The 22,963-nt window shown below is 56.4% G+C and carries 22 protein-coding genes; 17 read left to right on the forward strand and 5 right to left on the reverse strand.

Annotation, left to right across the window (positions count from 1 at the left end; genetic code table 11):
* Nucleotides 1-157: 157 nt before the first annotated feature.
* From atpB to EKD05_RS03905, 10 genes are all read left to right on the forward strand, one after another.
* On the forward strand, nt 158-1,105 hold the full coding sequence (atpB, locus tag EKD05_RS03860; protein WP_129671094.1) for a F0F1 ATP synthase subunit A: 948 nt from the start codon (nt 158-160) through the stop codon (nt 1,103-1,105).
* Between the two features lie 79 nt (nt 1,106-1,184).
* Nucleotides 1,185-1,418: an ATP synthase F0 subunit C gene (atpE, locus tag EKD05_RS03865; protein ID WP_129671096.1), complete on the forward strand. Its 234-nt coding sequence runs from the start codon at nt 1,185-1,187 to the stop codon at nt 1,416-1,418.
* 24 nt (nt 1,419-1,442) lie between these two features.
* The gene (locus EKD05_RS03870; RefSeq protein WP_129671098.1) at nt 1,443-1,937 is read left to right on the forward strand and encodes a F0F1 ATP synthase subunit B; all 495 of its coding nucleotides are present in this window, start codon (nt 1,443-1,445) and stop codon (nt 1,935-1,937) included.
* Nucleotides 1,938-2,040: 103 nt separating this feature from the next.
* A complete protein-coding gene (atpH, locus tag EKD05_RS03875) occupies nt 2,041-2,532 on the forward strand; it encodes an ATP synthase F1 subunit delta (RefSeq protein WP_129671100.1) in 492 nt (163 codons plus the stop codon).
* A gap of 91 nt (nt 2,533-2,623) precedes the next feature.
* Nucleotides 2,624-4,192, forward strand: a complete 1,569-nt coding sequence (gene atpA, locus EKD05_RS03880) for a F0F1 ATP synthase subunit alpha (protein WP_129671102.1) — start codon at nt 2,624-2,626, stop codon at nt 4,190-4,192.
* 67 nt (nt 4,193-4,259) lie between these two features.
* Nucleotides 4,260-5,135, forward strand: a complete 876-nt coding sequence (locus tag EKD05_RS03885; protein WP_129671104.1) for a F0F1 ATP synthase subunit gamma — start codon at nt 4,260-4,262, stop codon at nt 5,133-5,135.
* Nucleotides 5,136-5,217: 82 nt separating this feature from the next.
* Entirely contained in the window at nt 5,218-6,648 is a 1,431-nt protein-coding gene (gene atpD, locus EKD05_RS03890) for a F0F1 ATP synthase subunit beta (protein ID WP_129671106.1), read from the forward strand.
* A 3-nt stretch (nt 6,649-6,651) separates the two neighbouring features.
* Nucleotides 6,652-7,068 (forward strand): F0F1 ATP synthase subunit epsilon, encoded by a 417-nt coding sequence (locus EKD05_RS03895; protein WP_129671108.1) that lies wholly within the window; start codon nt 6,652-6,654, stop codon nt 7,066-7,068.
* A gap of 217 nt (nt 7,069-7,285) precedes the next feature.
* Nucleotides 7,286-8,296: a rod shape-determining protein gene (locus tag EKD05_RS03900; RefSeq protein ID WP_129671110.1), complete on the forward strand. Its 1,011-nt coding sequence runs from the start codon at nt 7,286-7,288 to the stop codon at nt 8,294-8,296.
* Between the two features lie 54 nt (nt 8,297-8,350).
* The gene (locus tag EKD05_RS03905; protein ID WP_129671112.1) at nt 8,351-9,049 is read left to right on the forward strand and encodes a methyltransferase domain-containing protein; all 699 of its coding nucleotides are present in this window, start codon (nt 8,351-8,353) and stop codon (nt 9,047-9,049) included.
* Here the strand turns inward: EKD05_RS03905 and EKD05_RS03910 are convergent.
* Complete coding sequence (locus EKD05_RS03910) at nt 9,040-10,122, reverse strand: cell wall metabolism sensor histidine kinase WalK (RefSeq protein WP_129671114.1); 1,083 nt, start codon at nt 10,120-10,122, stop codon at nt 9,040-9,042. The genes EKD05_RS03905 and EKD05_RS03910 overlap by 10 nt on opposite strands.
* A gap of 8 nt (nt 10,123-10,130) precedes the next feature.
* Entirely contained in the window at nt 10,131-10,838 is a 708-nt protein-coding gene (locus EKD05_RS03915; protein WP_370374872.1) for a response regulator transcription factor, read from the reverse strand.
* A gap of 43 nt (nt 10,839-10,881) precedes the next feature.
* Here EKD05_RS03915 and EKD05_RS27115 point away from each other — a divergent pair, with 43 nt between their 5' ends.
* Nucleotides 10,882-11,052: a hypothetical protein gene (locus tag EKD05_RS27115; protein ID WP_370374876.1), complete on the forward strand. Its 171-nt coding sequence runs from the start codon at nt 10,882-10,884 to the stop codon at nt 11,050-11,052.
* 162 nt (nt 11,053-11,214) lie between these two features.
* On the opposite strand, the gene EKD05_RS03925 is transcribed toward EKD05_RS27115, so the two are convergent.
* Entirely contained in the window at nt 11,215-12,201 is a 987-nt protein-coding gene (locus EKD05_RS03925; protein WP_129671118.1) for a DinB family protein, read from the reverse strand.
* A 12-nt stretch (nt 12,202-12,213) separates the two neighbouring features.
* The gene (locus EKD05_RS03930; RefSeq protein ID WP_129671120.1) at nt 12,214-12,621 is read right to left on the reverse strand and encodes a VOC family protein; all 408 of its coding nucleotides are present in this window, start codon (nt 12,619-12,621) and stop codon (nt 12,214-12,216) included.
* A gap of 209 nt (nt 12,622-12,830) precedes the next feature.
* On the opposite strand from EKD05_RS03930, the gene EKD05_RS03935 reads away from it, so the two are divergent.
* From EKD05_RS03935 to EKD05_RS03960, 6 genes are all read left to right on the forward strand, one after another.
* The gene (locus tag EKD05_RS03935; protein ID WP_240695620.1) at nt 12,831-15,017 is read left to right on the forward strand and encodes an ATP-binding protein; all 2,187 of its coding nucleotides are present in this window, start codon (nt 12,831-12,833) and stop codon (nt 15,015-15,017) included.
* A 4-nt stretch (nt 15,018-15,021) separates the two neighbouring features.
* A complete protein-coding gene (locus EKD05_RS03940) occupies nt 15,022-15,648 on the forward strand; it encodes a metallophosphoesterase (protein ID WP_129671122.1) in 627 nt (208 codons plus the stop codon).
* A 200-nt stretch (nt 15,649-15,848) separates the two neighbouring features.
* Nucleotides 15,849-16,775 carry a DUF4032 domain-containing protein gene (locus tag EKD05_RS03945; RefSeq protein WP_129671124.1) on the forward strand — a complete coding sequence of 309 codons (927 nt, stop codon included), beginning with the start codon at nt 15,849-15,851 and terminating at the stop codon, nt 16,773-16,775.
* A 78-nt stretch (nt 16,776-16,853) separates the two neighbouring features.
* On the forward strand, nt 16,854-19,457 hold the full coding sequence (locus tag EKD05_RS03950) for a glycosyltransferase family 39 protein (protein ID WP_129671126.1): 2,604 nt from the start codon (nt 16,854-16,856) through the stop codon (nt 19,455-19,457).
* Nucleotides 19,458-19,465: 8 nt separating this feature from the next.
* Nucleotides 19,466-20,596 carry a winged helix DNA-binding domain-containing protein gene (locus tag EKD05_RS03955; protein WP_129671128.1) on the forward strand — a complete coding sequence of 377 codons (1,131 nt, stop codon included), beginning with the start codon at nt 19,466-19,468 and terminating at the stop codon, nt 20,594-20,596.
* 28 nt (nt 20,597-20,624) lie between these two features.
* Entirely contained in the window at nt 20,625-21,437 is an 813-nt protein-coding gene (locus tag EKD05_RS03960) for a ligase (RefSeq protein ID WP_129671130.1), read from the forward strand.
* A gap of 3 nt (nt 21,438-21,440) precedes the next feature.
* On the opposite strand, the gene EKD05_RS03965 is transcribed toward EKD05_RS03960, so the two are convergent.
* The gene (locus EKD05_RS03965) at nt 21,441-22,877 is read right to left on the reverse strand and encodes a lipid II flippase MurJ (protein WP_165360578.1); all 1,437 of its coding nucleotides are present in this window, start codon (nt 22,875-22,877) and stop codon (nt 21,441-21,443) included.
* Nucleotides 22,878-22,963 lie beyond the last annotated feature (86 nt).

A 22,963-nucleotide genomic window follows, 5' to 3' on the forward strand; every position in this document is an offset into this window, starting at 1 on the left:
TGCTTTTTACCGTCCTGTGTTATTCTTGTTTGTGAAGGACGGAACGAATAGCCGGTGCAACTGTCAAGGCGGCTGGCTTAAGCGTTCTAACCATAACGCGTGACAGAGTCAGGTTGGCCGCCAGGGTGCGGTTTGGCAGTGTCGAGGAGGTAGTGCGTTGTCGTCACGTAATCGCAACATCCTGATCGTGGTTGGCGCGATCATTGCCGGAATTGCCGCACGGTTACTTTTCCCCATGGGTCAGCCTGCCATCTCGGTCAAGGCTGAAGAAATCTTCGGTATCCCCAATTTCACCAACTCCATGTTCGTTTTGCTTCTGGTCGACATCTTCTTGATTGTGATTGCCTTCCTGGCAACGCGCAATATGCAGATGGTGCCCAAAGGTCTCCAGAACTTTATGGAGTGGGTGCTCGAGATGATGTTCAACTTCTTCAGTTCGATTAACAAGAAGTGGACACCAGCAGCCTTTCCTCTGCTCGCCACCATCTTTTTGATGGTGCTGGTCTCGAACTGGACGGGGTTGCTCCCGGGTTTTGGGTCGATTGGCTTTTGCCACGCAGGCGAGAGTCACGCTTCGTTGGCCTTGAATATCCAGGATCCCTATGCTGGTCTTGTGCCGTCACCGTTTGCCGCTGCCGAGGGTGAAAGCAAGTACCTCGGATGTCAGCCCGGCGAGAGCATCGTGGAGTTGTTCCGTGCCCCTACAGCTGATCTGAATCTTACCCTGGCTCTGGCCCTCATAGCTGTCTTCGCCATCGAATACTTTGGCTTCCGCGCCCTGGGTGTGGGCTACCTCGGGAAATTCTTCAACGTAAAGGGTGGGGCCGTTGGGTTCATTGTTGGCATCTTTGAATTTATTTCCGAGATTGCCCGTATCCCCGCGTTTATGTTTCGTCTTTTTGGCAATATCTTCGCGGGCGAAGTACTGCTAATTGTGATGATCTTCCTGTTGCCCCTTGCCCTGCCTATTCCGTTTTACATCTTTGAAGTCTTCGTTGGCTTCATTCAGGCCTTTATCTTCTCGGTTCTGACCATTGCCTTCATTGGTCTGGCAACCGAGCACCACGGCGACGATCATAGTCACGCCGAGGGAGCCCATCACTAAGCGGTTCCGGGTCTTTCGGCCCTGTTCCATACAAGACTGTACGACAAGGTATAGAGGATAGCGTAGGAGTACACACACAATGGACGTAGAGGCTGCTCGCTTGCTCGCAACGGCACTTGCAATTGGTCTGGCCGCCATTGGCCCTGGCATCGGGATTGGCTTTCTCGTTTCGGGTGCGCTGCAGGCGATTGGGCGGAACCCTGAGGCACAAGGCACGATTGTTACCAATATGTTCATTGGCATCGTGTTTGCTGAAGCGCTCGCCATCTTTGGTCTGGTTATCGCGTTCCTAATCGGTTTTGGTGTTCTGTAACATCGCGTCACGTAGGGGGTCTTTATGGAAGAGCTGGGATTGAATCTGCCCAAGCTGATCTATCAGATCATCAACTTTGTGCTGTTGATGGTCATCCTCTACGCGCTGCTCTATCAGCGGGTGCTGGCGATGCTTGCAGAGCGCCGACAGCGAATTGAGCAGAGCTTGAAGGACGCCGAACAGGTGAAGTTGCAACTGGCTAACGCCAGACGGGATTATGATGCCGAGATTGCCAAGGCCCGTCAAGAGGCTGCGACAATTGTGGCTCAGGCCCAGGAACGTGCTCGGGCACAAGAGGCCGAGATTGTCGCACAGGCCCGCCGTGAGGCAGAGCGCGTGCGCGATGAGGCCCGAACCCAGGCAGTTCAAGAGCGTGAACAGTTGTTGCGTGAGGCGAAAGATCAGATTGCCGAGTTGGTCACGTTGACGGCTAGTCGGGTTCTCGATGCAGAATTGAAGGCGAGTGGGCACGATAAGCTGATCGCTGAGTCGTTGTCGGCCCTTGGTCGTCGTAACTAACGCACGTTCTGTCGCTGTGGCCTGAACGTTCTGTGAAGACTGTAGCGACATAACGTATTGCACAAGCTCGTGTGGCCTCAGGCCGCGCACGAATGAGAAGATTATGGCAACGACAGTTGACGCCAGGGCAATCGCAAGTACCCTCTATGATGCACTGATCGGCACAGCCGTTGAGCAGTTGCAGTTGGCTGCACCCAAACTCGCCAAAGTTTCCGGTGGTGAGTTGGCCAAACAGATCGATGCAGCGTTGCCACCCCAGGCTCTGCCTCAGGTGCGTAATTTCTTGCTCGGTCTCGCCCGCGAAGGCTTGCTCGGCCAGTTGGATGACATTGTAGCCGCTTTCACCGCGTTTGCGAGTGGGGCACCCGAAGCGGCCCTCGATGCTGTGGTGACAAGCGCCGTAGAGTTGTCGTCGGCCCAGCAAGCGAAAATTCTTGCTGAACTGAAAGAACGCTATGGCACAGGCGTGGTGGTGAGTTTTGCCGTCGATCCGACCTTGATTGGTGGCCTGATTATTCGTGTCGGTGATCAGGTGCTTGATAATAGTCTGCGTACGCGCCTCAGCGTGTTGCAGCGCAATATGCTTGCAGGGTAGTTTCCAATATCCAGGGGCGACAAGGCCGGCGGCTTCAGGACGTGTATGCGCCCGCAGGCTCCGGCTTTTCATCTGCTGATGGAGCGTCTAGATGACCACGATGACTGATGAATTGCTTGCCCGCTTGAAGCAAGGCATTGCGAGCGGGGTTGAATTTGAGCCGCGTCAGGTTAATGTTGGCACTGTTACCTCAATTGGTGATGGTGTGGCCCGCATTAGCGGCCTTGACCAGGTGCGGGCTTCCGAGTTGATCGAGTTTCCGCCGAAGGCAGGACGTGTCGAGTCGATCTTTGCCTATGCCCTCAACCTTGAAGAAAATAGCGTTGGTGCGATCATCCTCGGCGATTATCAGTCCATCGAGGAGGGCGATATCGTCACGTCGACAGGACGGGTGATCTCGGTGCCTGTTGGCCAGAGTTTGCTTGGACGGGTAGTTAATCCGCTCGGCCAGCCGATGGACGGCAAAGGCCCTGTGGAGGTTAAGGCCTATCGCGAGGTCGAGCGCATTGCCCCTGGTGTGATTACCCGCCAGTCGGTTGATACGCCAGTGCAAACAGGAATCGTGGCGATTGATGCCCTTATTCCAGTTGGCCGCGGCCAGCGTGAGTTGATTATCGGTGACCGGCAGACTGGCAAGACGGCCGTTGCTGTTGATACCATCCTGAACCAGAAGGGTCAGGGGATGGTCTGTATCTATGTCGCAATTGGCCAGCGCCGTGCCCAGGTTGCTCAGGTCGTGGGTATTCTCGAAAAGTACGGTGCGCTTGATTACACTATTGTTGTGTCGGCAACCGCATCTGAGTCAGCAGCGCTGCAGTATATTGCACCCTATGCTGGCTGTTCAATGGCCGAAGAGGTCATGGAAAACGGGGTCATGCTGGATGGGCAACTCGTCAAGGATGCCCTGATTGTGTATGACGATCTGAGCAAGCACGCGGTGGCGTATCGCCAGGTGTCGTTGCTGCTCCGTCGGCCCCCTGGCCGCGAAGCCTATCCCGGCGATGTCTTCTACCTCCATTCGCGTTTGCTTGAACGCGCTGCACGTCTCAATGACGATTATGGTGGTGGCTCGATTACGGCCCTGCCGGTGATTGAGACGCAGGCCAATGACGTGTCGGCCTATATCCCGACCAATGTCATCTCGATTACCGATGGACAAATCTATCTCGAGACCGACCTCTTCAATGCAGGCCAGCGCCCCGCCTTGAATGTTGGTATCTCGGTGAGCCGTGTCGGTTCTTCAGCGCAAACCCGGGCAATGCGCTCGGTTGCCGGTAAGCTCAAGGGTGAACTGGCACAGTTCCGCGATCTGGCAGCGTTTGCTCAGTTTGCCTCGGATCTTGATGCAACGACCCGCGCCCAGATCGAGCGAGGCCAGCGGATGCAGGAGTTGCTCAAACAACCCCAGTATAATCCACTGCCCATTGAAGATCAGGTCGCCATCCTGTATGCAGCCAACAATGGCTTCCTCGAGGGAATTCCCGTTGCCTTTATTACAACGTGGCGCGACGATTTCTTGAACTTCCTCAAGACAGCCCATCCCGAGGTGCGCACCCTGATCCGCGATAATCGTCTGGATCGCAAGTTCCCCTCGGATGCGGTCAAGAATGCGCTTACGTCGGCGATTAAAGAGTTTAACGCCACGAGTAACTATGCTTGATGTTTGTGCATGGACGTTGCCCCTGACAGGGCAATGTCCATGAGCAAACTGCAATTCGGAGTATCCCATGGCGAGTAGCCGTGAAATCAAGCGGCGGATCCGCTCAGTCAAGAATGTTGCCCAGATCACTCGCGCAATGGAGATGGTCTCGGCTTCGAAGATGCGCCGTGCGCAGCGGAATGTGGTCGCGACACGTCCCTACGCTGAGAGTATGCGTCAATTGATTGCTGAGTTGACCGGCCGTATTGTTGGTACCGGGCGTAAAGGCACGTTGCTGGAAGTCCAACCTAATAGCGGGAAAGTGGGGTTGATTGTCGTGACCCCTGACCGTGGTCTGTGTGGTAGCCTTATCTCGAATGTGCAGCGCCAAGCCGGGCGCTTTATTCTTGAGCAGAATAACACAGGCAATCAGGTCGAGACCTTTACATATGGCAAAAAAGGGCGCGATTTTCTTGTGCGCAGCGGTCAGAAGGTGATCGCTGAGACCATGAAACTCGGTGATGCTCCGTCCCTCGAACAGGTGCTTGGGGTGGCCCAGGCCGCGCTGTCCCGCGTGCAGACAGGCGAGTATAGCGAAGTGCATATTGTCTATAGTGAGTTTGTCAATACGCTTGTCCAGCGCCCTGCCCTGAAACGCCTGGTTCCAGTGGAAACACCTGAAGCAAGCGGGGCACCACGCCTCGACTTCACCTATGAGCCAAGCCAGGAAGAGTTGCTCGAAGAATTGCTGCCGCGTTATGTCGAAACCCAGATCTATCAGGCCGTGCTCGAAAGCATTGCCAGCGAACATTCGGCACGCATGGTGGCAATGCGCAATGCAACGAAGAGTGCCAAGGATCTCGCACGTGAATTAACCCTAACCTTTAATAAGGCTCGCCAGGCGGCAATTACCAAAGAGGTGAGTGAGATCTCTTCGGGTGCCAATGCCCTGGCCGATGGATAGTGCTGTCAGCACTGGCTGGCAGGCCCCTGAGCAATCGCGGTGGATGCCGCTGTAACTGCAACACTGAGATGGAGTGAATGTTATGACCAACGCGACCGGCGAGCAAGGCACTGTGGTTGCGATCCTTGGCGTGGTGGTGACTTGCCGCTTTGAGAATCACGTTCCTGAAATTTATAACGCACTGTTGATCCCCCTTGAGGATGGAACGAGCCTGGCCTGTGAGGTTCAACAACAGCTTGGCAATGGTCTGGTCAAGGCAGTTGCTATGGGTTCGACTGATGGCTTGCAGCGTGGTGTGCCAGTGTATAATACAGGCGCAGCCATTGCTGTGCCGGTTGGTCCGGCGACCCTCGGACGGGTGATGAATGTGCTCGGTGATCCGATTGATGGGGGTGAGCCGATCCCTGCTTCAGTTGAGCGTCGCCCGATCCATCGCCCTCCACCTTCGTTTGAAGAGCAGAGCACCGAGGCCCAGGTCTTCGAGACAGGGATCAAGGTTATTGATTTGATGGCTCCGTTTACCCGCGGTGGCAAGACGGCCATTTTTGGTGGTGCCGGGGTGGGCAAGACCGTCGTCATTCAGGAATTGATTGCGAATATCGCCAAAGAGCAGTCTGGCTATTCGGTCTTTGCCGGTGTGGGTGAACGCTCCCGTGAAGGCAATGACCTCATGCACGAAATGAAAGAAGCACGGATTGATGAGAACTCGACCGTGTTTGACAAGACGGTGATGGTCTTTGGGCAGATGAATGAGCCCCCTGGGGCGCGTCTGCGCGTTGGCTTGACGGCGCTGACGATGGCAGAGTATTTCCGCGATGAGGGCCGTGATATTCTGCTCTTTGTAGATAATATCTTCCGCTTTGTACAGGCTGGCTCTGAGGTCTCGTCACTGCTCGGGCGCATGCCTTCACAGGTGGGCTACCAACCAACCCTCAGCACCGAGATGGGTGAACTGCAAGAGCGTATTACGTCAACCCGTCGCGGCTCAGTCACCTCAATGCAGGCCGTCTATGTGCCTGCCGACGACTACACTGATCCGGCCCCTGCAACCGTCTTTGCGCACCTCGACGCGACAATTTCACTTGAGCGTAGCATTGCCGAACGTGCAATCTTCCCGGCGGTTGATCCGCTGGCCTCAACGAGCCGCATCCTTGATCCAAATGTGGTTGGCGATGAGCACTACCGTATAGCCCAGGATGTCAAGCGGGTATTGCAGCGCTATAAAGACCTCAAAGACATCATTGCCATCCTTGGAATGGAAGAACTCGGCGATGATGATAAGTTGACGGTTTCACGCGCACGTAAAATCGAGCTCTTTTTCTCACAGCCCTTCACGGTGGCCCAGCAATTTACCGGTCTGGCAGGCAAGTATGTGCCCGTCAAGAAGACGGTTGAAAGCTTCCGTCGGGTAATGAATGGCGATGGCGACCATATTCCTGAACAATTCTTCTATATGAAGGGTGATTTCGAGGAGGTTGTGGCTGCCTATGAAGCGAGTAACAAGAAGGGATAGGCCATGCCAGTCCATCTTGAGATTGTCACTGCCGAGCGCCAAATCTATTCCGATGAGGTAGATCTGATCAGTGCCCCAACACGTGATGGGCGCGTCGGGATCCTGCCCCGCCATGCACCATTGCTGACCATCTTGCAGCCTGGTGAGTTGACGATTGTCAAGGATGGCACCCGCACCCCGTTTGCCGTCTCGGGTGGCTTTATGCAGGTTTTACCCGATCGCGTCACGATCCTGGCTGATACGGTGGAACGCGCTGATGATATTGATGCCGCTCGGGTTGAAGCAGCAATTAAACGGGCCGAAGAACTGCGTCAGTCGGCTCAGACCGAGCAAGAGATGGCGCTCGCCGAAGCCAAATTGCGCAAAGAGATGGTACGCCTCCAGGTGATGCGTATGCGCGAAATCGGACGGCGCCAGTAAGATTCGCCTTCGACAGTGTTGCGAAAGGGTCAGGGTGAGCATTTGGCACGCCCTGACCTTCGCTTTTGCCCATCCCAAGTCTCGGCACATCAGCTTTTTGTCAGCTACAGACACACTAAAGAGGTTCTTGGACAGCTATAGATACGTTATAATAGAGGATGTTTTGGCTCTCTTTTTGTACCTACTGGGTGTATGTTGGTAGATACCAGGGGAAATTATGGCCCGCAAAATTGGCATTGATCTCGGAACCGCAAATGTCCTCGTGTATGTCAAAGGCAAAGGCATTGTGCTCTCTGAACCTTCGGTGGTAGCGTTGAGCACCCGCGATGGCCGTGTGCGCGCTGTTGGGGCCGAGGCCTTGGCGATGCTTGGGCGTGAACCCGAGAGCATTGAAGTGGTGCGCCCGATGCGCAATGGTGTCATTGCCGACTATGTTGTCACCGAAGCGATGCTGAAATATTTCATCATGCGGGCGGCAGGGCGCTTTCGGGTAGCCAAGCCAGAGGTAATGATCTGTATTCCAGCCGGGGTGACCAGCGTCGAGATGCGTGCGGTTCGTGATGCTGCCCTCGAGGCTGGGGCTGGGCGCGCTTTTCTGATCCGTGAACCACTTGCCGCCGCCATCGGTGCAAATATTCCGGTTGCCCAACCCTCGGGCAATTTGATTATTGATATCGGTGGAGGGACAACCGAGGTGGCTGTTATTTCCCTCAATGATATTGTGGTCAGTACTTCGGTGCGGGTCGGCGGCAATAAGTTCGACGAGGCGATCGCAGCTTATGTCAAACGCAAATATAATGTCCTCATTGGCGAACGTACTGCCGAGAGTATCAAGATCGAGATCGGGTCGGCGCTCCCCCTCGAACGACCTTTGACCGCCCAGGTGCGCGGGCGTGACCAGGTCGCTGGGTTGCCGCGAACCATCGAAATTGACTCGAATGAGATCACCGAAGCGATCCAGGAACCCCTCGAGGCGATTGTCAATGCGGTGCGGGCGGTGCTGGTCGAAACTCCGCCGGAACTGTCGTCGGATATCATTGATAAAGGCATGGTGATGACCGGCGGCGGTTCGATGCTGCGCCGCATCAATGAGTTGCTCACCGAGGTCACTGGTGTGCCATGCTATGTCGCTGATCAGCCGGCTTCCTGTGTGGCAATTGGCACAGGTCTGGCCCTCGAAAACCTCGATATTCTGCGTGATAGTCTCAGTGGGGATGATTTGAATTGATGAGCCAGGGCCCCTGACCCTGGCCCGTCAATGCGGACTTTTGGCGGTAGCATTATGAAACAATCGTGTAACCCGCCCAGCAATGGGCTTGTGCTTGAGATTGGGAGTGGGGATAATCCGAATCCACGGTCGAATGTCCTGGTGGATCGGTTTCTGGGATCAGATAATCGTGAGCGAGGCGGCGATCTGGTGGTCGATCGCCCGTTTGTGGTAGCTGATGCGCACTTTTTGCCCTTCAAGGATGGGGCTTTTGCCTATGCGATCTGTTCGCATATCCTTGAACATATGGACGATCCCGAGCAGTTTGCGCGTGAGTTGCAACGTACCAGTGCCGCCGGTTATATCCAGAGTCCGTCAGAAATTGCCGAGCGCCTCTTTCACTGGTCTTTTCACCGCTGGTATGTCAATCTCGTTGGCGACACGCTTGTCTTGCATCCCAAAGAACCTGCCGAGCCCTTTGGCGAGTTGTTTGACTACCTCTATGAGTATAATCCAGCCTACTATTTTTTTCAGCGCAGCATGCCCGACCTCTTCTGGGTTGAGCGTGAGTGGCACGGTGACAATTTGCAGGTAGAGGTACACGAAACGTCACCGTTACCACTCCGCGATCCGGTTGCCCTACGTGAACTGGTTCGCCCGCGTCGTACCCCCCTGGCGCTGATCGGCCTCTTTTTTGCCGCCCTTGGGGCGCGGAGCCTGCGTACGCACGCACGCCGCCTCTTGCGTAAGGCTGTTGGGCGAAGCTACGTCTGATTCTGGTGTGCCGATATCTGGATGGGTTGCGCAGGATCATTGATGGGCAGGGTTACGGTACATGTAGTGCCGTGGCCTTTGCCCTCACTCGAGGCGCTCACGTTGCCACCATGCATTTCACTGATGGCTTTCACGATTGCCAGGCCGAGACCTGTTCCTCCCGTTCCTCGACTCCGGGAGCTATCGGTGCGGTAAAAGCGTTCAAAGATCGTCTCGATCTGTTCTGGCGTTAACCCTTCACCGGTATCACGTATTTCAAGACGGATCCATAGCTCATCAACGCTCGTCACCACCGTAACGCTTCCCCCGCAAGGTGTGTGTCGTAGTGCGTTCGTGAGCAGATTAAAGAGCACTTGCCGTATGCGGAGTGGGTCGATCCACAAGCGAGGCACGTTCGCAAGCTGACTAGTCAGGCGCACACCTGCTTCGTCGGCAAGTGGCGTGAGAGCTTGGAGACTCTCGGTTACAAGATCGCTCAGGTCAGTCCATTGGCGTGTAAGTGGCAGTTGATGGCTTTCAGCGAGCGCGAGTTCACCAAGATCAGTGACAAGGCGGGTCAGGTGGCGTGTCTGACCATAGAGGTGCGCGATGGCAGCTCCATCGAGCGGGGTGAGCTCGTCTAACGCAATGCGAAGATTGCCTTCGAGAACGGCCAATGGTGTACGTAACTCGTGCGAAATATCATTCATCAGATTGCGGCGCAAGATCTCGCCTTGATGCAATCCATCTGCCATCTTATTAAACGTCCGGGCCAGATCTTGCAATTCCTCACTGCCACAGACAGGGACAGTCACCGTCAAGTTGCCTGAGCCAATTTGCCGAGCAGCCTGGGCGATGGCACTCACCGGAGCACTCACCACGCGGGCAATGACGATACCACTAGCGAGACCTACCAACGCAGAGAGTGCCATAAACTCGAGTAGACGGCTGGCAATCTCTGCATCAGGCGGATCGCCACGGGGGTCTTCCCAACCAGCGGTATGTGGGATGATGATGGAGAGGAACTGGAGAAAAAAGACCGCAAAAAGCACCCCTCCGATCAGCACGCTAAAGCGCACCCAGAGGCGATTCATAGCTCTTCCTACTGTTTAGCGAGGCGGTAACCGACGCCATAGACCGTACAGATATAACGCGGATTATTGGGATCGGGTTCGATTTTACGGCGCAGATTGCGAATGTGCGTATCAAGAACGCGGCCCAAACCTTCGTAGGCATAACCCATTGCTCGTTCGAGCAGATCGTCACGGGTGAGGGTGTAGCCAGGATGTTCGAGCAGTGCCTCAAGCAGTTTGAATTCGGTACGAGTGAGTTCAACAGGCTGCCCCTGAATGGTCAGGCTATGCTGATCCAGATTGAGACAAAGTTCCCCGGCGATGAGCGTACGGGGCGTGACAGAGCCGTGCAGATCAAGGGATCGGCGGCGAAGGAGCGCGCCAACACGAGCAACCACCTCACGCCCGTTGAATGGTTTGGTAATGTAGTCATCGGCACCAAGTTCGAGGCCTAGGATCTTATCTCCTTCATCAATACGTGCGGTCACCAGAATGATTGGTAGGGCACCAAGGATCGCATCAGAACGTGCGACACGAATGAGTGACCAGCCATCGCGGCCTGGCAGCATGAGATCAAGGATAACAAGATCAACCTGCTCGTAGCGCATTGCTTGCAGGGCTGCGTTGCCATCATGTGCCGTCAGTACATGATAGCCAGCCTGCTCGAGATAGCTCCGCAAGATATGGGCGATTGATTGGTCATCGTCAACGACCAGAATGCGCTGCTTCATAGGCATATCGTAGCACACCATGCTGAAGAAACTCTGAAGAAATGGCCCCATTTCTGGTGAAGGCCCGTTGCCCGTCATCGTGACTATTCACGGCGGTGGCTTTATGCTCGGTGACAAAGCGGATGCGATGGCTACGACGGGCATTGATCAATTGCTTGAAGCGGGGTATGCTGTTGCAAGCATCAACTACCGTTTGAGCACAGAGCGCCTTACTCTATGATGCGCTTGTGGCGGCACAGGGTGACGAGAACGTGACCTTTATGTTGATTGAAGGTGCTGGTCACGGCGGCGAACAGTTTTTTGATGCTGCCAACCTCCAAGTGGGCCTCGACTTCTTTGCGAAGCATCTGGGAAGGTCGTGAAAAGGACACATGCAGGGTGCTTACTCGCCCTCCAGAATCTCAAAGACCAGACTGTGAGGAAGTGAGAGAGGACGTTGATCAAGCAGGTCGTGGCGGATCTGGGCCATCTCGATGAGGTGGCCTTTTTCGTGCTCGACGATCCAGTTGCCTTGATGGGTCAGTGGGATCGTGCCAAAGATCGTGTGGTGCCCGGTACGACGCCAGGCAGCCACGGTCAAACCACGGAGCAAATCGATCGTCTGCATACGACTCGTATGGAAGGCCTCCATAAGATCAACCATCAGGTGGGTGCGATAGCGTCCAGCCTGCACCAGGGTTGGCGGATGGGCATTGGGCAACTGAGGGTTATCTGTTTCAAGGATCAACCAGGCCCGTTCGCGAAAAACCACATCCATATCAGCCAGATGACCAACCTGCTCTTTGATCGAAGCGGCACCCACAGCCGGGGTAGCCAGTTGCTCTTCGCTGAGATCAGCCACCAGAGCCTGGAGGGTTCCCCATGTCTGTTCGAGTTGCCGGACAATTGTGTGCGGGCCAAGCGTCCCCATTGACTCGGTGGCACGGAAGCTAAGAAAGCCCTCGCGCACCGTACCACAGACATCACAGGTGGCCGGTGCTCCTTCCATGAGCTCGCCACAACTGCCACAGACAAAGAGATCGCCCATCTCTTCGGCAACAAGATCGCGGCCTTCGCCAAGGGCCTGAGCCGCCCGTTCAAGCAATGCCCGCGGGAGGGTGCTGATACCGGTCACTGGCCCAGATGCGATCATATCAGGCTCAAACCCTGCCAGTGCGTGAGCGACATTAAGGCGCGTTTTGCCAACGACCCCGAGGGCACGCAGTGCTTGTTCAGCCCGCACCCGCTTCATACTGCTGAGGGCGGCGAGTAAGCGGGAGACATTGTATTTGCGCTCACGGCGAGCCTGGAGTGACCAGACATAATAGGCTGTGTAGCCCATGCTGGTACTGCAGAGCAACTTCCGATAATCGTCTTGATCAGGTTTCATGGCTTGCTTGCTCTAATGCTGATGTTGTACCAGTTCAGTGAGGACACCCTGGGCACCGGCTTTGGGATGCACGAAGGCGACTAGTGTATTGTGGATACCCGGACGCGCCTGTTTGTCGATCAGAGGAACACCACGCGCCTGAAGTTCAGCGAGCGAGGTAGCGATATCATCAACGCGATAGGCAATATGGTGAATGCCGGGACCTTTCTCACTTAAAAACTTGGAGAAAGCTGCCTGCTCTGAGGTCGGGGCAATCAATTCGATCAAGGTCTCACCAAGGCGGGCAACCCCGACGGCCATGTGGCGATCGTCCAGACTGATGCGCTCCCACTCGGTGATGCCGTAGGCCTGACTGTAAAAAGCAATCGCCTCCTCGACATTATGAACAGCAAAGCCAATGTGATCAATAACCGTGAACATATGTACTCCTTTACACATAGAAACTAGCGCTTAGATATAGGCTATTATACCCTGTCTGGCCAGATCTGGCAGATGAATCTGGGTCTACGTCACTTTTTTGTAAAGTAAACCATAGCATCAGTGACCATGAGAGAGTACAATGCAAACAATGGTATGGTAGACACGCTTGTAGCGCTTACGCTGCCCTACATTATAGTACGGTCTTCCTTATGCTGAGTGTACAGCCTGAGCAAGCGACAGAGGCCCTGATGCTGCTGGCCGAAGCGACCCGGTTGCTCTACGAAGATCAGCCGCTCCAACAGCGTGTTCATCGTGTATTTGAACTCTTGCGCGGGCCGGTCAGTTTTCGTGATGCACGCTTGACATGCTGGCTCCAGTCGGCTCAACCGGGCACAGCTCGCCAGCAATACTATTCTGCCCGTGGTTGGCCCTATCCGTGGGATGAAGCCCTCACACGGCGGGTGGCCCTGAACGGAGTTTTTGAGAGTCGGACAATTGTGCTGAGCAACGAGGCGGCGGGAGATGGTGATTTGCCAGTTATGCAGGCAGCCTACCTTGGCACACCGATCTTCTGGGGCGGGCGTTTATGGGGTGTCATCGAGTTGCGCGCCCCCACCGGTACGAACCTGGTCAACCTCGGACGTGAAATGCTCACAGGCTTGCTGCCTCAGTTAGCCATTGCGATTGCCCGGGAAGGGCGGCGTGAAACAGTCCCGGCTGGTCTTACGCCAGTGAGTGAGACGCCAACTGGTCTCACCCTTGAGCCGCAACGTCGCCAGCAACTGAGTGAACTCGATGCAAATTTAGAGCAAATGCTCGATTTGCATGAATTATTGAGTTTACTGTTACGGCGTACCATCGAGGCAACCGGGGCTGACGCCGGAGCGATTGTGCTTGTCGATCACCAGCGGCGTCAATTGATCCTGCAACTGGCCGAAGGCTATCCATCATCTTTGCAGCAGGGGCTGACGAGCCAGGGGCGCCAGCGGTTTAACTGGGAGACAGGCTTGGCGGGTCAGGCGGCCCACAGTGGTCGGGTCTTGCTTGTACGCGATCACGCAACGCAAGTCGGGCTACAGCCTACCTGGGCAGGAGCGCGAACCGAACTCGCGGCACCAGTGTTGCTCGGCGACCGTCCTGCAGCCATCATTTTATTGCATAGTACGCGGGCAAATGCCTTTGGTGAAGATGAACTGAGTTTTATGCGTGCCCTCTGCCGCCGGGTCGCCAACCCGCTCAACCGGGCCATTCATTACCAAGAAGCGCTTGAGAGTGCCAATTATCTTGGTCAAGTCTTTGCCAGTTTGCCAACAGGGTTGGCATTGATTGATGCAAGTGGCAAAGTGTTGCGGGCGAACCCTGCCTGGAGTGAAATCTGGGGCTTGCGGGGAACACTGGCACGCTCGCCCTTTCACGTCAGTTTTGATCTCGTCGAGTTACTCTTGCCACGCCTGCAGGACCCCATGCGCCTGACCGAATTTTTTACCCGGTGTCAGCGCAACCCCGCCGAACTACAGACAACCCGTGTGCGCCTGGTCAACCCAAATCAGAATCTGCAAATCCTCTCGGTGCCGACGTCTGACAGCCAGCACCGGATCACCGGGCGGCTCTGGGCAGTGACTGATGTCACCCGCGAAGGCGAAGCCGATCGCCTCAAACACGAATTTGTTTCGATGGTCAGCCACGAATTGCGGACACCACTAACCTCAATCCTCGGTTATACTGAACTCTTGTTGAACCGTGAATTTACGACACCTGACCGCATGCAGTTTACGCAAACAGTCTTTGATGAAGCGAGTCGTCTCTCACAACTGGTGGAAGACTTGCTAAGCATTTCACGGATTGAAGCGGGCAAAGTTCAGCTCAATCGGTGGCTCACCTCACTCCATAGCATTGTGGCCGAGTTGACGACGCAACTCAACACCCAACTGGCCCGTCATCGTATGTTGCTGGATGTGGCCCACAACTTACCCCCAGTCTATATTGATCGTGACAAAGTGAAGCAAATTATCTTCAATCTTTTAACCAATGCGATCAAGTATAGCCCGAATGGTGGGCAGATTGTGTTGGCAATCAAGGAGGCTGACGAGGAAGACCTGCCGCTTGATCATCCACCAGGCAGGTGGATCCGGATTGCCATTAGCGACAAGGGACTTGGCATTGCCCCCGAGGATCTGCCCCGTATCTGGGAGCGCTTTTATCGCGTGGATAATACGAACACGCGCAGGATTGGCGGAACGGGTTTAGGTTTGAGCATTACCCGTGCGCTTGTCGAATTGCATGGAGGGCGGATCTGGGCTGAAAGCGAACTTGGAACTGGTTCAACCTTTACCTTTACCCTTCCTATTCCTGGCGTCAACGTTGGCTTTCGTCAACGCCTTGCTGATAGTGTGTAATATCATGCAGATTCTTACGATCAGTGATGAGGTTGTTCCCACAATCTACAGCTTGAATATCAAACAGCGCTTTCCCGCGATTGATTTTGTCTTAAGTTGCGGCGATCTGCCCTATTACTATATCGAGTTTGTCATGACCATGCTTGGCGTGCCATGTTTCTATGTCTATGGCAACCACGATGGGTCACAGTTTCTAGAGACCGGGGAAGAGTTGACGGCCCCTCGCGGGGCTATTTCGGTTGAAGGTCGCGCCATGCGCTATGGGGGGCTCAGTATCGCCGGGCTCGGTGGAAGTTTGCGCTACAAACTTGATGGGTATCATATGTATACTGATGCCGAGATGATGCGGCGGGCCTGGCGTCTGGTACCCTGGATGCTGCTCAATAACTATCGTTATGGCAGTTATCTTGATATTCTGATCACCCATGCCCCACCCCTTGATATCCACAACGGCCCGGATTACCCACATCGCGGCTTCCAGACGTTTCTCTGGCTGATGGATCGCTTCCGTCCGCGCTATCTCATTCACGGTCATATTCATCTCTCGTATGGCTATACGAGCACGACCGAAACCCGTTATGGCGATACGATGGTGATCAATACGGCCGGGTACGGTCTGCTTGAACTCTGATCAAAGGCAAAGAACTGGCTGTGAGGGGGCTGGCAAAGCCAACCCCCTCACAGCCAGCTATCAGATCAACCCTCTTGCAATGAAAGACTGTTCATGCTACCCTACGCTTAAAGTGACGCAACCATAGCGGCTGCGCAGGTCCCGTCGAAGGTAGACAGACATCACACGGCGTCGTGGGACGTAGCCAGGAGATAGAATCGATGTCCTGGATTCAGCAGACGACTCGTGAGGATTTTAGTCGAGCCCGGCGCAAAGCACTGATCACTCAGTTGCTTTCGCTAGTTGATCGTTCTTCGAATGAACTGCTCGCGTTTGAAGAGGTGCGCTCACGCCTGAATGTGCGGAGCCAGCGCGATCTAGGCCTCCACAGTGTGCCGGTCGCGCAAATTATTGGCAGCGAAGGCCGCTACGCCGATTTTGACCGTCAGTTTGCACCCCGACATCAGGCTACGATGTCACGCTGGCTGTCGGTTGATCGTGCCTTCCACGAGGCAGTGACGCTGCCAGCGGTCGAACTCTACAAGATCGGTGATATTTATTTTGTCAAGGATGGCAACCATCGTGTCTCCGTAGCCCGTTTGCAGGGCCAGGTAGACATCGATGCGTTGGTGATCGAACTGGTCGTTGATGTGCCGCTTGGTTCAGATTTGAGTATGCGCAGTCTCTTGCTGAAGGAAGAATATAGCGATTTTCTTGAGTGGACTGAGTTGGCAAGCCTGCGTCCAGAGCAGCGGATGGAGTTTAGTGAACCGGGGGGCTACCTGGCCTTGATCCAGCATATCAATGCCCATCGTTACTATCTAAGTCAGGAACAAGGCAGTGAAGTTACCCGCGATGAAGCCGTTACAAGGTGGTACGATACGGTCTATATGCCGGTTGTCAGTGTAATCCGTGAGAGTGGGGCCTTGCGTTCGTTCCCAGGCCGTACCGAGGCTGACCTCTATCGGTGGATTATGGATCATCGCTGGTATCTGCGCGAACGCAATGGTGGGGCTGACCCTGGCCCACTCGTTGCGCTTGAAGACTATGTACGGTTGTTTGGACGACTGAGCCTTGCCGAATTGACCGAGCGCCTGATGCGTGGGCTTCGTGCGGCCGTCAAACCCTCTACCGACCGCGCTGCGTAACAGAAGGTCTGTGTTGTGAGTCCGACCGTGTCTGTTGTTCCTACACGATCTGCGCGCCTCCCACGGCAGGTTGTCGCCATGGTTGTGACTCCAACCCTGCTGGCGCTCTTCACCCTGGCACTTCTGATGCTCGGTTCATCGCTAGCACGCGCTTCTCACCAGATGAGGGTCGATGATCCGCTGCTCGGGCGATCGTTGTTCCGTTTTTATCCACTCGAAGTGAGTGAAACGGGGATCTATCGCTGGTCACGCCCCGAGGCAACGCTCTTTCTCTATGGCTATGATGGGCGTGCCGTCGTGACAAGTCTGCGCCTGGCGGCGTTTCGACCTGCCGATCAGCCGGTTGCTCTGGTTCATCTGCGAAGCGACACGCTTGATCAAGGCTCATTTCCGGTCGACTCTGTCTGGCGAACCTATCATCTGCTGATGCCGATGCGCCCTACTGGTGAAACACCGCTCTACTTCACCACAGCAGCCTATCAATCGCCCGCTGATCCACGTGAACTCGGGGTGGCCCTGAGTGACGTGACGATCGCCGCGACGCCGGGCTTGATGCTCCATCCGGTGCGCCTGGTCTATCTGCTTGGCTGGCCGTTGCTTGGCTGGCTTGCGCTGGTGCGACTGCGTGCCTCGCCCAGGCTGGCGGTGGGGGGCGGCCTGGTGATGGCGCTTGGGGCTGGCTGGGCTGCCGCTTTTCCGGTTGAAGCAGGCTACTGGTGGCCGACCCTTGGCTGGCCCTGGTGGCCGCTGCTCCCATTCGCACTGCTAATGGGAGCCCGGCAACTCGGCTTATTGCTTGCTCGTGTGCGCTCATATCTTATCTCTCACTCTACGCTCAGTCTGGCAGGCATTGGCCTGGCGCTGGGGGCCTTGCTCGCGCTGCGCTTGGGCTTTGCCGTTGCACCTGGGATGCTGCTACTCGTGGTAGGTACGTGGCTTGGACAAGTCTGGCTCAAGCGTGCTGCATTACGCCAGGGGCTTCTGAGCACGCGCAAGGTTGCGATCATGCTCGCGCTGCTTGGGCTCCTTGCCCTGGGCACACGCCTCGTAAACCTTGACACACAGCCCGCTGGCCTCTGGCGTGACGAGTCGCGTCACGGCTTGCAGGCCTTGCGTATCTGGGAAGATCCAGCGTATCGTCCGGTCTATGTCGTAGAAGGAGCCGATCTTCCTGCCCTGCTCTTCTACCTGATGGCACCGGTCATCGGCAGCTTTGGCCCGCACCCGTGGAGTGTGCGCCTCGTGAGTGCGCTGGCTGGTGCGCTGACACCATTGGCACTTTATTGGGCTTCGGTGCCCCTTATCGGTCGTCGGGCCGCGCTCGTGGCTGCAGGATTGCTTGCAAGTGCATCTTGGGCGTTGAGCATGAGTCGGTGGGCGTTTCCGGCAACCCTGGATCATCTGCTTGTCCTGACCGCGCTTGGTCTGGTCTGGCGTACCCTGCCCGTTGATGCCTCCCAACTGAGCCTGTTCGATGCACCGCGAACCAAGCCAGAGGTAAATCAGCAACGCAGAAGCATAGTGCCTTCCATGATTGGCATGGCGGTGGCAGGCTTGCTGGGTGGCCTGGCGATGTACACCTACCATACGGGGCGGCTGGCCCCGGTCGCCCTCGGCGCGGCTGTGGTGATACGCCTTGGCCTGAACCCGTATCTATGGCGTAAAGCGGCACCGGGTCTTGCCATCGCGCTCGTTGTAGGGGCACTCATGATCACGCCACTTGGTTTGGCGATCCTCGGTGATCTTGAAGGCTACAACCGACGCGTCGGAACGGTTTCGTGGCTTGATGCCAATAACCCTGTTAGCCGTACACCGCTTGCGCTTGCACTTGATAATCTGCAACGCTATGCGCTCGCCTACCATGCCATTGGCGAGCGCAATGGCCGACATCATCTGCCCGATGTCCCGCTGCTCGATCCCGTGACCGGTCTGTTACTCGCGCTTGGGCTTGGGGCGGCGCTCCCTCGCCTTCGGCAACAGCCGGGACTCCTTGTGGTTGTAACACTGGGCGTCATCTATCTTGTGCCAGCCGTTTTGAGCAACGACGCGCCTCACGCAATGCGTGCGCTTGGCACGCTTGCCCCGGCTTGCATGCTGGCCGGGATCGGGTTTGTCGGTCTGCGTTATGGCCTCGGAGGTTCGCCTGACCAGATTGATGAGCCTGCACCGAGCGCCTTTGCGTCAACTATTTCGCGGGTTTACCCAAAGGAGAAGCCAGTGCCGCCGCTGATACGCGCTGCTCCTTTGATGCTGCTTGGCGCAAGCCTGCTCTTCAACCTCTGGCTCTATTTTGGCGTGATGCGGCTTGATCCACGCGTCTATGGGGAATTTGATCTGGTCGAAACAGCAGTGGGACGGCTTATTCAGCAGGATCATGAGCAGAACAATCTGGTGAGTGAAGACCTAACAATCTATTTGCCTGAAGCACTGCGCACAGCCGACACGGTTCGTTTCATGACCTGGGGAATCGAGCTAGGCCGTTACGATGGGCGTCCCCTTGAAGCAGAAGGGGCAGCAGTGATCTTGTTGCCTGCCAGTGCGGATGATACAGAACAAGCTGCGGCCCTGGCCGCACTCGGGGCTGAAGGCCGCGCCCTTGGTGTGGTGGCAACAAAACCTCATGGCACACCACTGGTACTTGCTTTTGGACGTGGGCAAGCCGCTGATCGAATGCTGCGCTGAGAACTATCATGAACACACAGATCTGGAATCACACCCAACTACGCTGGCATCAGTTGCGATGTCAGGGATTCGTCTCACCACTGGCAACCCCCGAAGCGGTCGCATCTCAACTGATTGGCGTGCAGGCGCAGATTGTGCCCGCAGCCGGTTTGGCGCTGTGGAATCGGCTCGCGGCGTTTACTGCAGCCGAGTTATCCGAGCGCTTGTATGCACAGCGGAGCCTGGTCAAGCTCTGGGGGCAACGCCATACCCTGCACCTCTATGCTCGCGAGGATTGGGCGCTGCTTTATGCGGCACAGGCGGATCTGAAGAGTTACTGGGAGCGTGAGGCGCGCAAGACAGGGGCTAGTCTGACGGAACTTGAAGCACTGGTCAGCACAGTCGAAGCCCTCTTGCGTGAGCGGGATGATCTGGGGCGAAGCGACTTGCGTGCGACGGAATTAGCGCTTGATGAGACACATCTTTCGGGTTGGGGAGGCATCTTTTCGATCCTGGCGCGGCGTGGTCTCGCATGTCATGCGCAGCCGCGGGCAGGCGAAGCACGGATGGCTCACCGAACGCGCTGGCTACCAGAAATGGCCTGGGATCCGCCAGCAGTGGAGCAAGCCAATCTGACCCTGATGAAACAGTATTTCGCCACGTATGGGCCTGCGACGCTTCAGGATTTTGCCTACTGGCGCGGGCGAACCTTGACCGAAGTCCGTCGTTGGGCGGTCTTACTCGCTGATGAACTCGTGCAAGTGCAAGTTGAAGCGCAAACAATGCTCGCCTTGCGTACGGCACTACCTGAGCTTGATCTTGTTCCACCCGAAGCTGAAGCATGGCCGGTCAAGCTCCTCGGGCGCTTTGATCCGCTCTTGCTAAGCATCAAAGACAAAAGTCAATTGATTGCGCCTGAACACTACCAGCGTGTCTGGCGGCCCGCCGGACATATCGAGGCGACCGTGCTGGTGGCCGGGCGCCTTGCTGGTACATGGCGTTATGAGCGCCGCCAGGGTGGCCTGGTCTTGACGATTGCGCCCTTTGAGCCTCTTTCCGCAAGGGTACGCCAAAGCGTTGAAGCGCAGGCGGAAGGTGTTGCTACACACTTTGGGCTTGCTCTGGTAACATTGAACTGGGTTTCAGCCAAAGCAAGATGACAACGCATAGCAGGAACGATGGAGCACGATGACCTTGCACGAGTGGCGTGTGCTGCCCTATCAAGCGACTGACGTTGCGAGCGAGCTCGCGGCGAGTGATAGTTTATTAGCAGGGCTTGCGGATGTGGCGCAGCCTGTGGTGCGCTGGTATGGCGCGCCAGGCGAGGCCCTGGTGCTTGGTTCAGGGCAACGGCTCAGCGAGATTGACCGCGAAGCAGCCAGGCAAACCGGGGTGACGGTACATCGTCGCAGTTCGGGCGGGGGCGCGGTGCTCTTTACACCTGGCTTTCTGATGCAGGATATTGCCTTGCCGCCGACCTCGCCACTCTACCGTACTGACGTGACCGAAGCGTACCGCTGGCTTGGCGAAGCCTGGGGGAGTGCTCTGGGCCGCCTGGGGCTTATGACAACGCTGGTTAGCGTGGCTGAAGCACGTGCCGATGCGAGCAGCCTTGATGAGTTGGTGCGGCGAGCCTGTTTTGGCGGACGCTCGCCGTACGAACTGCTCGCCGACGGGCGCAAGCTGGTCGGTTTTTCGCAGATCCGTCGACGCCCTGGGGCGCTGTTTCAGGTTGGCCTGTACCGCCATTGGCCCGGAGCGGAACTGGTGCGGTTGCTCGGTCTTCCCACCGCGAGCCAGACGCACCTGGTTGACAGGCTGGCCGAGCGCGTTGTTGGCCTCGACGAACTGCTCACACCAGTTCCAGACGAACGCACCGTCATGGATGCATTTGCGCACGCCCTGGCCGAGCGTTACGAGGTTCAGCTTGTGGCTGACACCTGGCGAAGTGATGAACTCCAGGGAGCGGCGCAAGCGTCTGGACGCTATCTGCCCTTGTAGGATTCACGGCGTTCGCAACGGATCGCGCACTTTGTACCAGAGCACCACGAGCAAGATGACCGTCTCGCCGAATGCACTCAACACATGGGCCATCGGCACAGCGGCCACCCCAAACCGTTCGAGCAAGAGCATTGCGAGCATGATGCGGATCACAAGCTGGAGCATATTGGCGAGCATCGCGGTCAGGGTGTCATAACGTGCGACAAGGGCGCGGGTCGCGACCTCAGTCGCAACATAACTGGGCAACCCCAGGGCATAGATCACGAGCACCTGATACGTCAGCGCAACTGCCGCCGCATCAAAGGCCCCGCGTTGAAAAAGCAACATCAGCAAGGGGCGTCCGAGCGCGATCAAGAGCGCAGCAGCAAGCAACGCGAGAAGCGAAGCCGTGACGAGGGTGCGAAGGATGAGGCGACGAAAGCCAGCCAGATCGTTGCGAATACCGAGCAAGGCGAGGTGAGGCAGCGCTGCCTGGCCGACGGCTACCCCGAGCAAGCGGGTGGGCAAACCAATCAAGAGCCATGCATTGAAAAGCGCCCCGATAGCTGCTGCAATGCCCGTGAGACTGGCAATGGCCGTATCAACAATATTGCCCGCATAATTCGAAACCGCGCCCAGCGCATTGGGCACCATCAAGCGTCCGACCGTATGCACATCAATATTATTGGGTTCCCAGACAACCGCTGGGCGATACCCTCGCTGGCGGAGACCGGGCACCAGCAACCCAAGCTGGATCAGGGCATCAATAAGAGCGCCAATGGTCGGCCCATAGATGCCCACCTCGGGGATCAGAATAGCAAGCAGAACGCCCCCGATCAGCGTCACATTGCGGGCAGCAATAGCAAGAGCCGGAAGCAACACCTGATTGCGGCTAATCAAAATAGCAGCGAGGGCTGCCTCAGCCACAACAAGCAGCACCTCCATCAGCATCAGGCGCGAAAGGCTCACCGTAAGGGCCTGAGTTGGGGCATCAAAACCCGGGGCGAGCAGGGTGCGAACGAAAAGCGGGGCAACCAGGGCGGCCACGAGGGCAAGCGGCGCAATGAAGGCCAGCATCATTGTCAGCGTTGCATTGACGAGGCGCAGGGCTGACTGTTCGTTATCACGGTTTGCCACACGCAGCAAGACCGGAATCAACGCATTGGTCAGGGCACCGCCGGCGACCAGCATCGCCACCGTCTCGGGTAAACGAAACGCTGCATAATATGCGGCGGCTTCGGGACCGAGGCCAAAGCGGGCATTGAGCAGGATCTGTCGGATCACACCGAGCGACGCCGAGATCAGAAACGTCACGACATAGAGTGCCGTGGCCTCACGCACCGCAAACTCAAGGGTAGGCCATGCGTGCAACGGCGTACGGCGAAGGCGCTGGCCGAGACCAACGAATAACGCGAGGTAGCGTTGGATATACGAATAGATCAGCGTGCGTTGCTCAAACACAAAGGAAGAAAGGTGATCAAGAGTAAACAGGTGTCACACGGTCGCAAGACCGTGTGACACCTGCTTGCGCAAAGCCATACGCACAC

The organism is Candidatus Chloroploca sp. Khr17 (assembly GCF_004138165.1).
In the GTDB taxonomy this organism is placed as follows: domain Bacteria; phylum Chloroflexota; class Chloroflexia; order Chloroflexales; family Chloroflexaceae; genus Chloroploca.